At 72.3% G+C, this 13,589-nt stretch carries 11 protein-coding genes; 1 reads left to right on the plus strand and 10 read right to left on the minus strand.

The annotated features are described in order from the left end of the window. Positions 1-181: 181 nt before the first annotated feature. From ABEA15_RS06115 to dapA, 9 genes are all read right to left on the minus strand, one after another. Positions 182-649 carry a Dps family protein gene (locus ABEA15_RS06115; protein WP_344140633.1) on the minus strand — a complete coding sequence of 156 codons (468 nt, stop codon included), beginning with the start codon at positions 647-649 and terminating at the stop codon, positions 182-184. Between the two features lie 187 nt (positions 650-836). Further along, a complete protein-coding gene (locus ABEA15_RS06120) occupies positions 837-1,196 on the minus strand; it encodes a helix-turn-helix domain-containing protein (protein ID WP_344140635.1) in 360 nt (119 codons plus the stop codon). A 158-nt stretch (positions 1,197-1,354) separates the two neighbouring features. Continuing rightward, positions 1,355-1,879: a CinA family protein gene (locus ABEA15_RS06125; protein WP_345555815.1), complete on the minus strand. Its 525-nt coding sequence runs from the start codon at positions 1,877-1,879 to the stop codon at positions 1,355-1,357. Next, positions 1,876-2,460: a CDP-diacylglycerol--glycerol-3-phosphate 3-phosphatidyltransferase gene (pgsA, locus tag ABEA15_RS06130; protein WP_345555816.1), complete on the minus strand. Its 585-nt coding sequence runs from the start codon at positions 2,458-2,460 to the stop codon at positions 1,876-1,878. Before pgsA ends, ABEA15_RS06125 begins: the two co-directional genes overlap by 4 nt. Then, positions 2,457-3,908 carry a 30S ribosomal protein S12 methylthiotransferase RimO gene (rimO, locus tag ABEA15_RS06135; protein ID WP_345555817.1) on the minus strand — a complete coding sequence of 484 codons (1,452 nt, stop codon included), beginning with the start codon at positions 3,906-3,908 and terminating at the stop codon, positions 2,457-2,459. The genes pgsA and rimO overlap by 4 nt, the downstream gene beginning before the upstream one ends. Positions 3,909-4,280: 372 nt before the next feature. Next, the gene (locus ABEA15_RS06140; protein WP_345555818.1) at positions 4,281-5,648 is read right to left on the minus strand and encodes a helix-turn-helix domain-containing protein; all 1,368 of its coding nucleotides are present in this window, start codon (positions 5,646-5,648) and stop codon (positions 4,281-4,283) included. Between the two features lie 226 nt (positions 5,649-5,874). Continuing rightward, a complete protein-coding gene (locus ABEA15_RS06145) occupies positions 5,875-8,421 on the minus strand; it encodes a DNA translocase FtsK (RefSeq protein WP_345555819.1) in 2,547 nt (848 codons plus the stop codon). A 114-nt stretch (positions 8,422-8,535) separates the two neighbouring features. Beyond that, entirely contained in the window at positions 8,536-10,221 is a 1,686-nt protein-coding gene (locus ABEA15_RS06150) for a ribonuclease J (protein WP_344140648.1), read from the minus strand. Next, the gene (dapA, locus tag ABEA15_RS06155) at positions 10,218-11,195 is read right to left on the minus strand and encodes a 4-hydroxy-tetrahydrodipicolinate synthase (protein WP_344140650.1); all 978 of its coding nucleotides are present in this window, start codon (positions 11,193-11,195) and stop codon (positions 10,218-10,220) included. The genes ABEA15_RS06150 and dapA overlap by 4 nt, the downstream gene beginning before the upstream one ends. Positions 11,196-11,668: 473 nt before the next feature. Here dapA and ABEA15_RS06160 point away from each other — a divergent pair, with 473 nt between their 5' ends. Further along, entirely contained in the window at positions 11,669-13,102 is a 1,434-nt protein-coding gene (locus ABEA15_RS06160; protein ID WP_345555820.1) for a short-chain fatty acid transporter, read from the plus strand. Between the two features lie 64 nt (positions 13,103-13,166). Here ABEA15_RS06160 and ABEA15_RS06165 read toward each other — a convergent pair whose 3' ends face one another. After that, positions 13,167-13,553, minus strand: a complete 387-nt coding sequence (locus tag ABEA15_RS06165; RefSeq protein ID WP_344140656.1) for a phage holin family protein — start codon at positions 13,551-13,553, stop codon at positions 13,167-13,169. Positions 13,554-13,589 lie beyond the last annotated feature (36 nt).

The following is a 13,589-nucleotide window of genomic DNA, read 5'->3' on the forward strand; positions in this document are numbered from 1 at the left end:
TCCTGGAGAGCGTGACGCTGGAGGACGTCTCGACCGGCAGGCTGCCGCCGACGGTGCGCACCCTGTCGGAGGACCCAAGTCGGAGGCCAAGCGGTCTTAGGAAGACAAAACAGGCAGTCAACTCCTTGGCTCACAGAACGACATGGCTACGATCCGACTTCGCCGCTTCCTCGCCGCAGCGTCAGCGCATGGCCTCGAACATCCAGTGCTGCTGTTCGAGCTCCTCGGACGCGGCGATGAGCTGGTCCTGGCTGACCGGGTCGGCCTCGGCGGTGGCGTCGACGCGCTCGCGGAACCGCGCCACGAGGCCGTTGAGGACGTCGGTGATCAGCGCGATCACCTTGTCGTCCTGCAGATAGCCCGGATCGGCCTGGGGAACCTTGGAGTCGCCGGCGACCTTGGAGGACCGGCCGTCGGGATTGACGCCGATCGCGACGGCGCGCTCGGCCAGCACGTCGGTGTGCTTGCGCGCCACGTCGACGAGCTCGTCGAGCTGGAGGTGGACCGAGCGGAAGGAGCGGCCGGTCACGTTCCAGTGGCACTGCTTGGCCGTCAGCGAGAGGTCGATGAGGTCCACGACCGCGGTTTGCAGCGCCTCGCCGGTGGTCTTGCGGGCGCCGTCGTCCAACGGTCCGTGAATCTTGGTCATGGCGATCATCCCCCGAAGTGGCGTTCGTTGCCTCCACGGACGCTGCTGCCCTGGGCGCAGGGAGCGGAAACCCGGGTGGGGCCACCGGCGACGGATACACGGAAGGCGCCGACCGCGGGTTCGCGGTCGGCGCCTTCGCCGTCTGCTCGCCGTGGGGCCACGGCTGCGGGTTCGGGGTCAGGCGGGCTCAGACGCCCACCATGTCGACGACATCGGGAACACGGTCGGGCACCGAGTCGATGCCGAGGTGGTCGTGGGAGGGGACGGAGTCGGCCGGGACCGATCCGCTGAGGAGCGCGGCCTCCTGCAGCTCGGCGAGAGCGAGCTGGTCGGCGACCTCGCGCAGCACCTGGGAGAGCGGCACGCCCAGGGCCCCGCAGATCGAGGAGAGCAGTTCGGAGGAGGCCTCCTTCTGCCCGCGCTCGACTTCGGAGAGATACCCCAATGACACTCGAGCATCGGCCGACACCTCGCGGAGGGTGCGGCTCTGTCGCTGCCTTAGCCGCCGTAGCACGTCACCAGTCAGGTGACGAAGCAGGACCATCATTCGCGCTCCCTCCCACCGGTAGCGACCTTCATGGAGAACACCGTACCTGCCTCTGGCCCGATCGTCGCACCTCACGGCTTCCTGTTCGCTGCAGGGATAACACGATCTTGGTGACGGTTTGTTCCCTGGAACGGCGCCTTGGAACTGCATGGAGGCCGTTATCTGCCCGTGATGGCCGCCACTTCGGCGCCCAGCAGAAGAAGTGCCTGTTCAGTGGTCCCGGTGCGCACGGCGGCGCGGTCGCCGGTGAGGGAGAACTCGCTCACACGGCAGTGGCCGCCCGGGCCGCAGACGGCGGCGTAGACGGTTCCGGGGGCATGGCCGTCCTGGGGGTCGGGCCCGGCCACACCGGTGACGGCGAGGCCGAAGTCGGCCGAGAGCCGGTCGCGTGCCCCCTCGGCCATGGCGCGCGCGACGCCGGGGTCGACGGCGCCCCGGTCGCGCAGCAGGTCGCGGGGGACCCCGAGCATGCCGGCCTTGAGGTCGGTCGCATAGGCCACAACCCCTCCCCGGTAGACCGCCGAGGCGCCGGCGACGCCGGTCAGCGCCGCCCCGATCAGCCCGCCGGTCAGCGACTCGGCGGTGGCCAGGGTCGCGCCGGCCGCCTCAAGCGCGCGCAGCGCCGCCGCGGCGGGCTCGGCACCCGGCAGCGCGGGGCGCGGCGCGGGGCCGCCGGCGCTCATCCGCCGGCCGCGCCGGAGGAGCGGCCGCGCAGCCGCACCGCCTGGACGACGTAGTCGCCGCCGGTCCACAGGGTCACCGCCAGGGCGGCGCCCATGGCCACGTGCGCGAGGAAGGTCAGCGGCTCGGGCAGCGGGAACAGGTAGATCGAGATCGCGACGACCTGCAGCACGGTCTTGAGCTTGCCGCCGCGGCTGGCCGGGATCACCCCGTAGCGGATGACGGCGAAGCGCAGCAGGGTTATGCCGAGCTCGCGCACCAGGATGGCCGCGGTGACCCACCACCACAGTTCGCCGAGCATGGACAGCACGATCAGCGCGGCGCCGGTCAGCGCCTTGTCGGCGATGGGGTCGGCGACCTTGCCGAAGTCGGTGACCAGGTTGCGCCGCCGGGCGAGCTCGCCGTCGACGCGGTCGGTCACGGCGGCCACGACGAACACCGCGAAGGCGGCGAACCGCCAGGCGGGGTGGTCCAGGAACATGAAGGCGACGAACACCGGGACCATCACCAGCCGGCTGGCGGTGAGGATGTTGGCGATGTTCCACAGCGGCACGTGGCCGGGTGCGGATTCGTGGGTGCTCATCGCGGTGCCGACCCCTGCGTGGCGGAGGCCTCGGCGACCAGGTCGGCGCCCATGGCCTCGGTGACGGTGGCGGTGACGACGTCGCCCGGCGACAGGCCGGCCGCGTGCACGACGGTGCTGCCGTCGACCTCGGGGGCCTGGTGGGCGGCGCGGCCCTCGTAGACGCCGTCGTCCAGCTCGGCTTCGACGAGGACCTCGACGGTGGAGCCCACACGCTCCTCGGACCGTTGCGCCATGAGTTCCTCCGCTAGCCGGTTGAGCCGGTCGACCCGCTCGGCGACGTCCTCGTCGGGGAGCTTGCCGTCGAGTCCGGCGGCCTCGGTGCCGTCCTCGTCGGAGTAGCCGAAGACGCCGACGGCGTCCATCCGCGCCTCCTGCAGGAAGGCGGTGAGCTCGGCGAGGTCGTCCTCGGTCTCGCCGGGGAACCCGACGATGAAGTTGGAGCGCACCCCGGCCTCGGGCGCGCGTTCGCGTACGGTGGCCAGCAGCTCCAGGAACCGCTCGCGCGAGCCGAAGCGGCGCATCCGGCGCAGCAGCGGCCCGCTCGCGTGCTGGAAGGACAGGTCGAAGTAGGGGACCACGCCGGGGGTCGAGGTCAGCATCTCGACCAGCCCGGGCCGCATCTCGGCCGGCTGGAGGTAGCTGACGCGCACCCGCTCGATGCCCTCGACTGCGGCGAGCCGGGGCAGCAGGGTCTCCAGTGCGCGCAGGTCGCCCAGGTCCTTGCCGTAGGAGGTGGAGTTCTCGCTGACCAGGAACAGCTCGCGGACGCCCTGCCCGGCCAGCCATTCGGCCTCGCGCACGACGTCGTCGGGCCGGCGGGAGATGTAGGCGCCGCGGAAGGCGGGGATCGCGCAGAAGGTGCAGCGGCGGTCGCAGCCCGAGGCGATCTTGAGGTTGGCGACCGGTCCCCCGGTCAGCCGGCGGCGGGGAATGCGCGGGCCCGAGGCCGGCGCCACCCCCTCGGGCAGCGGCTCGGCCGGGTCGAAGGGGGCGTGGCCGGGCACGTGCGCCTGGCGGCCCTCGGGCCGCTCGACCGGGGAGATCGGCAGCAGGGTGCGGCGGTCGCGGGGCTCGTGGGGCGTGAGGCTGCGGCCGGCGAGGACGTCGTCGAGGCGCTCGGAGATGTCGGCGTAGTCGTCGAAGCCGATGACCTGCGCCTCGGGCAGCTCCGCGGCGAGCTCGGAGCCGTAGCGCTCGGCCATGCACCCGGCGGCGACCACCTTGGCGCCGTCCTCGGCCGAGGAGAGCAGGGCGTCGATGGAGTCCTGCTTGGCCGCGTCGATGAACCCGCAGGTGTTCACGACGACGACGTCGGCCTTCTCACCGCCGTCGGATCCGACGAGGTCCCAGCCCTGGGATTCGAGTCGTCCGGCGAGCTCTTCGGAGTCGACCTCGTTCCGGGCGCAGCCGAGGGTGACGAGCGAGACTTTGCGGCGCGATGACATGGCTTCCAACATTAGGGGAGCGGATCGTGGGCGGCGGGACTCCCCGCCTCTACCAGGGTAGGTCCTCCCGGCCGGTGTTCGCCCGCCGGGAGGACCCCTCCCCGCACCGTCCGTCCGCCGCGCCGCCGCGCGCACGGGCGTGTCCGGTGGGTCGCTGTCCCGCTGCGCGGCGCCCCGGCACTACCGGCACAAGCTCCCGCCGCGATCTTCCAAGCCGACGGGGGACCCGCCTTCGCCTCCCTCCCCGGCCGTTCGAGCGCGGCACCGGTCCGGTCCCCATCGCAGCGCCCGCGCCCGAACAACGGCCTTCGCGCCGCGGGCGCGGCGCACCGGAGTGCACGGCGCGCAACGAGCGGACCCGTCGAAAACGCGCTAGTGCAGATCGGTGGCCGAGAAGGTGAAACGGCCGATCCGGGCGGAGGAATCGGGCCTGCCGATGTGCTCGTCGTTGACGGTGATGCGCACCGCCGAGGCCTTGCCCACGTGCAGCCGCAGTTCGTCGGGGTCGGTCCAGCCGCGCACGTCGTCCTTGTCCAGGACCCCGGTGTAGAGGTTGTCGCCCTGGGCGTCGGTGACGCGCAGCCACACCCGATCGAGGGCGCTGACGGTGAGGCGGACCTCCTCGGCCTTGCGCTCGCTGGTGGTCACACTGCTCATGCCGGTGCCGTAGCCGGCCGAGCGGTCACCGCCGTCCCCGGCCTCGCGGGTGCCCCGGGGACTCTGGCCGCCCCGGGACTGCAGGCCTTCCCGCGCCTGCCGGGAATTCCGGGGCTTTTGGGCGTCCTGCAGCCGCTGGGCCTCCGGGGGCCGCTGGGGCTGCCGGGACTGCTGCTGCGGTGAGGGCTCGGGTGCCGGGACGGCGTCGGCCGGGCGCTCCTCGCGCTGGACGAGGCCGCCGGCCGTCTGCCCGGAACCGCCGTCCGGCCAGGAGCCCAGGGCGGCGCCCACCGCCGCTCCGGCGATCGCGACGACCACCACCAGCGGCCAGGAGCGGCGCGCCGCGGCGAGGGTCGCCGACAGCAGTGACGGCTTGCGCTTGCGGCGCGGCTCGGGGACGGCGCCCTCGGCCGCGGCAGCGGTTTCCGCCCCTTCGGCATCGGCGCCATTGCCGCGCCCCTGCTCCGCGCCGCCGGACCCGCTGTGGCGGCCCCGGGGCACGGCTCCTGCTCCTGCGCCCGCCGCGCCGGCGGCACTCCTACCGCCGCGGCGCCTGCGGCCCAACCGGCGCGATCCCTCACCGGTGCGTTCGCCGGACCCGCCACTGCCGCCGCCCCGAGGCGCCGCTGAGGCGCCCCCCTGAGGAGCGCCGGAGGCGCTGTGGGCGGTCCGCGGGGCCGGCACGGTCGGCAGCGGCTCCGAGTCCTCCGAGCGGGCGGTGCCGGCCCGCTGAGCGCCGCTGCCGGCGCCCTCCCGTGTCCGCTCGGGCGCGTCGGCGCCGCGGTCGTCCGCGGAGTCGTCGCCGCGGCCGGTCACCGGCCTGTCGGTGAACGCCGGGACGGTCCGCTCCTTGGCGTGCTCGCGGTCGTAGAGCTCGATCAGCTCCGCCGGGTCGATCCCCAGTTCGCGGCACAGGGCCCGGATGTGGCCGCGGGCGTAGAAGTCGCCGCCGCAGGCGCGGAAGTCGTCGTCTTCGATTCCGGTGAGCACCGGCCTCCGGATGCAGGTGCGGGTGCTCAGTTCGGCGAGGGTGTAGCCGGCGCTCTCGCGAGCCGCGGCGATGGTCCGGCCGATCGTGCTCATCTCCGCCCCTTCCCAGGGTGGGGGTACGGTCGCGGTGCCCGCACGACGGCGGCGCGCGACCCTCGGCCCCGCTCCGGTGCGCGGTCGCACGCGACTGCGCAACACCGCAGAGTAGGTCTTTCACCACTCTGCGTACCTTCTGCCGGAAAGGCACCCTGACACACCCCATGAAGCGGTTAAAACTAGGTCAATGCACCCGGGACGGGCGGCGGCGCGGGGAGTCGGGTCAGCCGGTTCCGCCGTCGCCGCGGACGACGGCCAGCACGCCCGGCAGGTCGTCCGGCGTGACCAGGACGTCCCGCGCCTTGGAGCCCTCGCTCGGGCCGACCACGTCGCGGCTCTCCATCAGGTCCATCAGGCGCCCGGCCTTGGCGAAGCCGACCCGCAGCTTGCGCTGGAGCATCGAGGTGGAGCCGAACTGGGTGGTGACCACCAGCTCGATGGCCTGCAGCAGCAGGTCGAGGTCGTCGCCGACCTCCTCGTCGATCTCCTTCTTCTTGGCCTCGGCGGCGCCCACGTCGTCGCGGTAGCTGGGCTCGGCCTGCTTCTTGCAGTGCTCGACGACCGCCCGGATCTCCTTCTCGGTGACCCAGGCGTTCTGCAGCCGGATGGGCTTGCCCGCACCCATGGGCAGAAACAGCGCGTCGCCCTTGCCGACGAGCTTCTCGGCGCCCGGCTGGTCCAGGATGACGCGGCTGTCGGAGAGGCTGGAGGTGGCGAAGGCCAGCCGGGACGGCACGTTGGCCTTGATCAGCCCGGTGACGACGTCGACGCTGGGGCGCTGGGTGGCGAGCACCAAGTGGATGCCCGCCGCGCGGGCGAGCTGGGTGATGCGCACGATCGCGTCCTCGACGTCGCGGGGGGCGACCATCATCAGGTCGGCCAGCTCGTCGACGATCACCACCAGGTAGGGGTAGGGCTCGTACTCGCGCTCGCTGCCGGGCGGCGCGGTGAGCTCGCCGGCGGAGACCGCGGCGTTGAAGTCGTCGATGTGGCGGTAGCCCGAGGCCGCGAGGTCGTCGTAGCGGCGGTCCATCTCGCCCACGACCCACTGCAGCGCGTCGGCCGCCTTCTTCGGGCTGGTGATGATCGGGGTGATCAGGTGCGGGATGCCCTCGTACATGGTCAGCTCGACCCGCTTGGGGTCGACCAGGATCAGCCGGACCTCGTCGGGGGTGGCCCGCATCATGATCGAGGTGATCAGCCCGTTGATGCAGGTGGACTTGCCGGCGCCGGTGGCTCCGGCGACCAGCACGTGCGGCATCTTCGCGAGGTTGGCCACCACGGTGGCGCCCTCGATGTCCTTGCCCAGGCCCACCAGCATCGGGTGCTCGTCGGATGTGGCCGGGGTCGAGCGCAGGATGTCGCCGAGGCTGACGATGTCCTTGTCGGAGTTGGGGATCTCCACGCCGATGGCCGACTTGCCGGGGATCGGCGACTGGATGCGCACGTCGGCGCTCTTGACGGCCAGGGAGATGTTCTTGGTCAGCGCGGTGACCTTCTCGACCTTCACGGCCGGGCCGAGCTCGATCTCGTAGCGGGTCACGGTGGGCCCGCGGGTGAAGCCGGTGATCTCGGCGTCGATGTTGAACTGCTCCATCACGCCGTTGAGCGCCTCGACCACCGTGTCGTTGGCCTTGGTGCGCGGCTTGGGCGGCGTGCCGGGCTTGAGCGTGGGCGGCGGCGGCAGCTCGTAGTCGCCGTCGACGACGCGCGGCGGGATGGACAGCTGCTCGGCGGCTTCGGGCGGCGGCGTGTGGTCGGGCACCGCGGCCTGCGCCTTCTTGTCCGTCGCGGACACGACCGGCGTGTCGTAGGGGCGCTCGTTGGCGCCGGCCACGCCCGCGCCGCCGTCCTCCGCCGTCTTGGCGACCGCCTCGTCCGCGCGCGGCCTGCGCTTGCGCTTGGGCCGTTCGGGCGCGCCCTCCGCCTCGGAGGGGGTGTCGAGGATGCCCATTCCGGCGTCGGGACCCCCCTCGCGCTCCATGAGTCCGCCGAAGAGGGCCCGCATGCGCTCGGGGATGCGGTGGACGGGGGTGGCGGTGACCACCAGCAGGCCGAAGAGCAGCAGCAGCCCGAGCAGAACCCCGGTCACCCAAGGGGTGATGAGCAGGCTGAGGGGACCGGAGGCGGCGAAGCCGATGATGCCGCCGGCGCGGCGCACCGCCTCGGGCCCGTCGGCGGGCCAGGGGATGCCGTGGCCGATGTGGATGAGCCCCAGCAGGCCCACCAGGAGTGCGGTGGAGCCGATGAACAGCCGGCCCACGTCGGTCTCGCCGGTGCCGGGGGTGCGCATCAGCCGCCAGGCGAAGGGCAGGAACAGCAGCGGCAGCACCGGCGAGAAGGTGCCGAAGGCGCCGACGACGACGGTACGGGTGGCCTCCGGCAGCGGACCCCGGGTGTCCCACCACACGGCGGCGGCGATGAGCAGGCCGAGCGCCAGCAGCACCAGGCCGAGCCCGTCGCGGCGGAGGTCGGGGTCGAGGTCGCGGGCGCTGCGCCCGGCGGCGCGTGCGAGTCCGCCGACGGTGTGCGCCATCAGCCGCCACACGAGCAGCAGGGCGCGGCCCGTCCACACGAACAGCAGCGCGACGGGGCCTTCGGCGGCGGCGGGCCTGCGCTTGGCCGCGGATGCGCGGGTGCGCTGCGCGGAGGCCCCCGGGGTCTTGCGCGCCGCCGCCTGCTTCCGCTTCTGTCCGGAGCCGCCGGTCGCGCCGCCCCGGGACGCTCCGCCGCCGGATCCTTGGGGGGTCTTGGGCGCACGGGTGGCCATGGTCGGCAGCCTACAGCGCGCCCGGCCCGCTCGTCGGCACCGCCCGCCCGGCGTGTCGCCCGGGCGGGCGCCTCTGACCAGCGGACCGGGCGGCGCCCGTGGGTTGCCTGCGGGTCAGATCTCCACGATCACCGGGACGATCATCGGCCGGCGGCGGTAGGTCTCGTTGACCCAGCGGCCGATCCCCCGCCGCACGAGCTGGCGCAGCTGGTGGGGGTCGGTTATGCCGTCGGAGGCGGCCTTCTCCAGCGAGTCCTGCACCTTGGGGATGACCTCGTCGTAGGCCTCGACGCCGATGCCCGCCCCGCGGGTGTGGATCTCGGGCTCGCCGACGATCTTGCCGGAGGTGGAGTCGACGGCCACGATGACCGAGATGAACCCCTCCTCGCCGAGGATGCGCCGGTCCTTGAGCGCGGACTCGGTGACGTCGCCCACCGACGCGCCGTCGACGTAGACGTAGCCGGCCTGGACCTTGCCGGTGATGCGCGCCCGCCCCTTGTGCAGGTCGACGACCACGCCGTCCTCGGCAAGGCAGATGCGGTCCTCGTCGAGCCCGGCGAGGGCGGCCACGCGGGCGTGGGCGCGCATGTGCCGCCATTCTCCGTGCACCGGCATGAAGTTGCGCGGCCGCACCATGTTGTGCACGTACAGCAGCTCGCCGGCGGGGGCGTGGCCGGAGACGTGCACCAGCGCGTTGCCCTTGTGCACCACCTTGGCGCCCCAGCGCGTCAGGCCGTTGATGACGCGGTTGACCGAGTTCTCGTTGCCCGGGATGAGCGAGGACGCCAGCAGGACCGTGTCGCCCTGCTCGATGCGGATCTGGTGGTCGCGGTTGGCCATGCGGGTCAGCGCCGACATCGGCTCGCCCTGGGACCCGGTGGAGACCAGCACGGCCTCGTCGGGGCGCAGGTCGTCGAGCTGCTTGACGTCGACCAGCAGGTCGGCGGGCACGGTCAGGTAGCCCAGGTCGCGCGCGATGTTCATGTTGCGCACCATCGAGCGGCCGACGAAGGCGACCTTGCGGCCGTGGGCCTTGGCCGAGTCGAGCACCTGCTGGACGCGGTGCACGTGGGAGGCGAAGCAGGCGACGATGATGCGCTGGTCGGCCTGGTCGAAGACGCTGTCGATCACCGGCGAGATGTCGCGCTCGCTGGTGACGAACCCGGGTACCTCGGCGTTGGTGGAGTCGGCCATCAGCAGGTCGACGCCCTCGCTGCCCAGCCGGGCGAACCCGGCGAGGTCGGTCAGCCGCCCGTCGAGGGGCAGCTGGTCCATCTTGAAGTCGCCGGTGTGCAGCAGGGTGCCGGCCTCGGTGCGCACGGCCACCGCGAGCGCGTCCGGGATGGAGTGGTTGACCGCGAGGAACTCCAGGTCGAAGGGGCCGAAGGAGCGACGGTCGTCCTCGGCTACCTGGACGGTCTCGGGCTTGATGCGGTGCTCGCCGAGCTTGGCCGAGAGCAGCGCCAGCGTCAGCCGCGACCCCACCAGCGGGATGTCGGGGCGCTCGCGCAGCAGGAACGGCACAGCCCCGATGTGGTCCTCGTGGCCGTGCGTGAGCACGAGGGCCTCAACGTCGTCGAGCCGGTCCCGGATGTAGTCGAAGTCGGGCAGGATGAGGTCGACTCCGGGCTGCTCCTCCTCGGGGAACAGCACGCCGCAGTCGACGATCAGCAGCTTGCCCCGGTACTCGAAGACCGCCATGTTGCGGCCGATCTCGCCCAGGCCGCCGAGTGCCACGACGCGCAGCGCGTCGGGGCTCAGCGGGGGCGGCGGGCCGAGCTCGGGGTGGGGATGACTCATGCGGATCCTTCCGTCAGCCGTTCGACCCCTACGACGCTGGCCGGCACCGCCTGGTGGGGGGCCAGACCGATCGGTCCCTTGACACCGGCCGCGGCGAGGTCTTCGCGCAGCAGGGCCTGAAGCTCGGGCGAGGCGTCGGCCAGCGGAGTGCGGACCGGCCCGCCGGGGAGGCCGAACATGTTCAGCACCGCCTTGGTGGTGATGACGCCCTGGGTCCGGAATATTCCGGTGTAGACGGGCGTGAGGCGGCGGTGGATGGCCAGGGCGCGGGCGACGTCGCCTCCCTGGTAGGCGTCGACCATGTCGTGCAGGTCGGAGCCGACGATGTGGCCCACGACGCTGACGAAGCCGGAGGCGCCCACCGACAGCAGCGGCAGGTTGAGGATGTCCGAGCCGCAGTAGAAGGCCATGTCGGTGCGCTCCATCACCCAGGAGCTGGCGCCGAGGTCGTCCTTGGCGTCCTTGTTGGCGACGATGCGCGGGTGCTCGGCGAGCCGCACAAGGGTCTCGGAGGCGATCGGTGTGCCGGTGCGCTGCGGGATGTCGTAGAGCATGACCGGCAGCTCGGTGGCGTCGGCGATCGACGTGAAGTGCCGGATCAGCCCTTCCTGCGGGGGCTTGTTGTAGTAGGGGGTGACCAGCAGAAGGCCGTGCGCACCGGCGCGCTCGGCGCTCTGGGCGAGCCTGCTGCTGTGGCGGGTGTCGTTGGTCCCGACCCCGGCCACGACGACGGCCCGGTCGCCGACGGCCTCCAGCACGGCGCGCAGCAACCGGTCCTTCTCCTCGTCACTGGTGGTCGGCGACTCTCCAGTGGTACCGCTGATGATGAGGCCGTCATTGCGCTGCTCGTCGACCAGGTAGGTGGCGAGGCGGGCGGCGCCGTCGTAGTCGACGTCGCCGTTCTCCTGCATCGGTGTGACCATTGCGGTCAACATCTGGCCGAAAGGCGCGCTCGGCGAAGTGCTGCCTGACATAGGGAAAACGTACCGCGCCGCGGCCCCACCTGCGCCCATGCGACCCCCACCGAAGTGGTTTTTTCGCCGCATTCACCCATGATCCGACCTGTTGGGAGCCGGTTCCGGCGGCGAGCGTACGGTGAGTGCCGTGCGCCGCGGCGCCGGGCGCGTCGGGGGCGGCGCGGACGCGGACCGCCCGCATGCGGGCGCTGCGGAAGGCACCGGGCGCCCTGACCGCGTCGGGTGTGGGAGGCCGACATGGCTTCCGCCGGTCGGCGGGCGCCGACGATCTTGACTCGGCAGTGAACTGCGTTACACACTTCGAGCGCACATCGGGCAGCCCGGTCGCGGCGGGCCCGTCGCCGCCCCTGTCTCCCGTGTCTCCCGTTTTCTCTCCCCGTTCCCCTGCCTCGCCTCCCCAGAGCGCGGCCTCCCCGGCCGGGAGCCGGGCCCGCTCCCCCACCCCGCCCGCCCCCCGATGGAGGGTCGTCTTGCGCCGCATCGGCAATGCCCTCGCCGCGTTCAGCACGCGGTGGATCCCCGACGCGTTCGTCTTCGCGATCGCGCTGACGGTACTCGTCTACCTCCTGGCCCTGGGACTGACCGACCACGGGCCGCTCACCCTCGTCGACGACTGGTACTCCGGCTTCTGGGGACTGCTGGAGTTCGCCATGCAGATGTCCCTGGTGCTGGTGACCGGGTACGCGCTGGCGTCCTCTCCCCCCGCCAAACGCGGCATCGCGGCACTCGCCGGGCTGCCCCGCGGCCCGCGCTCGGCCTACGTGCTCACCGCGGCGGGCGCCGCGGTGCTGGGCATGCTGCACTGGGGCCTGGGCCTGATCGCCGGTGCGCTGCTGGCCGTGGAGGTGGCGCGCTCCTGCAAGGCACGCGGCATCAAGGTGCACTTCCCCCTACTGGCCGCCGGCGGCTACGTAGGCCTGATGGTCTGGCACAGCGGCCTTTCCGGGTCGGCCCCCCTGCTGGTCAACACCGAGGGACACTTCCTGGAGTCCGAGATCGGCGTGCTGCCGCTGAGCGAGACGCTGTTCCAGCCGTTCAACCTCGTCTTCCTCGCGGTGATGCTCATCGGCGCCCCGCTGCTCATCCTGAGCATGCACCCGCGCACCGAGGACGCCGAGGAGATCGCCGAGCAGCCGGCGGCCGCCGCCGCGGAGACCGCCGACAGCGCGTCCGCGGACCGGCCGCAGACGGGCGCCCGGCGCCGCCGCGACCGCAAGAAGCAGTTGGGCCGCAAGAACGGGACCGGCGGGCCCGCGGACTCCGGCGACCGGTCCCTCTCGCCCGCCGAGCGGCTGATGCACAGCCGCGTCCCGGTGCTGGTCGTCGTGGCCGCGGGGGCGGTCTACCTGGTCCCCGAACTGGTGCGCGGCGGGATCGTGGGCATGGACCTCAACCTGCTCAACTTCACGTTCTTGATGCTGGGCCTGGCCCTGCACGGCACGCTCGCCGGCTACGCCTCAGCGGCGTCCGAGGGCGCCCGCAACGCGTCCTCGGTGATCATCCAGTTCCCCTTCTACGCCGGGATCATGGGCATCATGGAGCACTCGGGGCTGCTGGAGACGATCGCCGAGTGGTTCGTGTCCTTCTCGACGCCGCTCACCTACCCCTTCTGGGCGATGATGAGCGCCTGCCTGGTCAACCTGGCGGTGCCCTCCGGCGGCGGGCAGTGGGCCGTGCAGGGGCCGATCGTCACCGACGCCGCCGCATCGCTGGGTTTGGAGCCGGGTGTGGGCGTGATGGCGGTGGCGATGGGCGACCAGCTCACCAACGGGATCCAGCCGTTCTGGGCGCTGCCGCTGCTGGCCCTGACCCGCCTGCGGGCCGGCAGGGTGCTGGGCTACAGCGCGGTGGTGATGGTCTTCGGCATCGTCGCGGCCTCGCTGTGCATCACCTTCCTGCGGTGAGGGCGCGGACACGCGCGGGCGGCGGCACGGGACCGTGGTCCGGTGCCGCCGCCCGCGGGCCGCTTCAGTCCTCGTCGGAGTCTTTGCCGGGAAGCAGGAGGCTCAGCACCCAGCTGACGACGGAGATGACGATGGCGCCCCAGAAGGCCGGCCAGAACCCGTCGATGGTGAACGCCAGGCCGAGCATCCCGGCCAGCCACCCGGTGAGGAGCAGCAGCAGGGCGTTGACGACCAGCGAGATCAGTCCGAGGGTGAGGATGTAGAAGGCGCAGCCGACCGTCTTGACGATCGGCTTGATCACCGCGTTGACCACGCCGAAGAGGGCGCCGAGGGCGATGTAGGCGATGACCGCCTCGCTCGTCGACGTCGTGCCGACGTTGAGGCCGTCGATCAGGAACACCGCGGCGCCGAGGGCGACGGCGTTGATGAGGACTCTGATGATGATGCTCACCCGCACGATGCTGCCATGCTCCCGGCGCCGGGGGAA

The organism is Streptomonospora halophila (assembly GCF_039542725.1).
In the GTDB taxonomy this organism is placed as follows: domain Bacteria; phylum Actinomycetota; class Actinomycetes; order Streptosporangiales; family Streptosporangiaceae; genus Streptomonospora; species Streptomonospora halophila.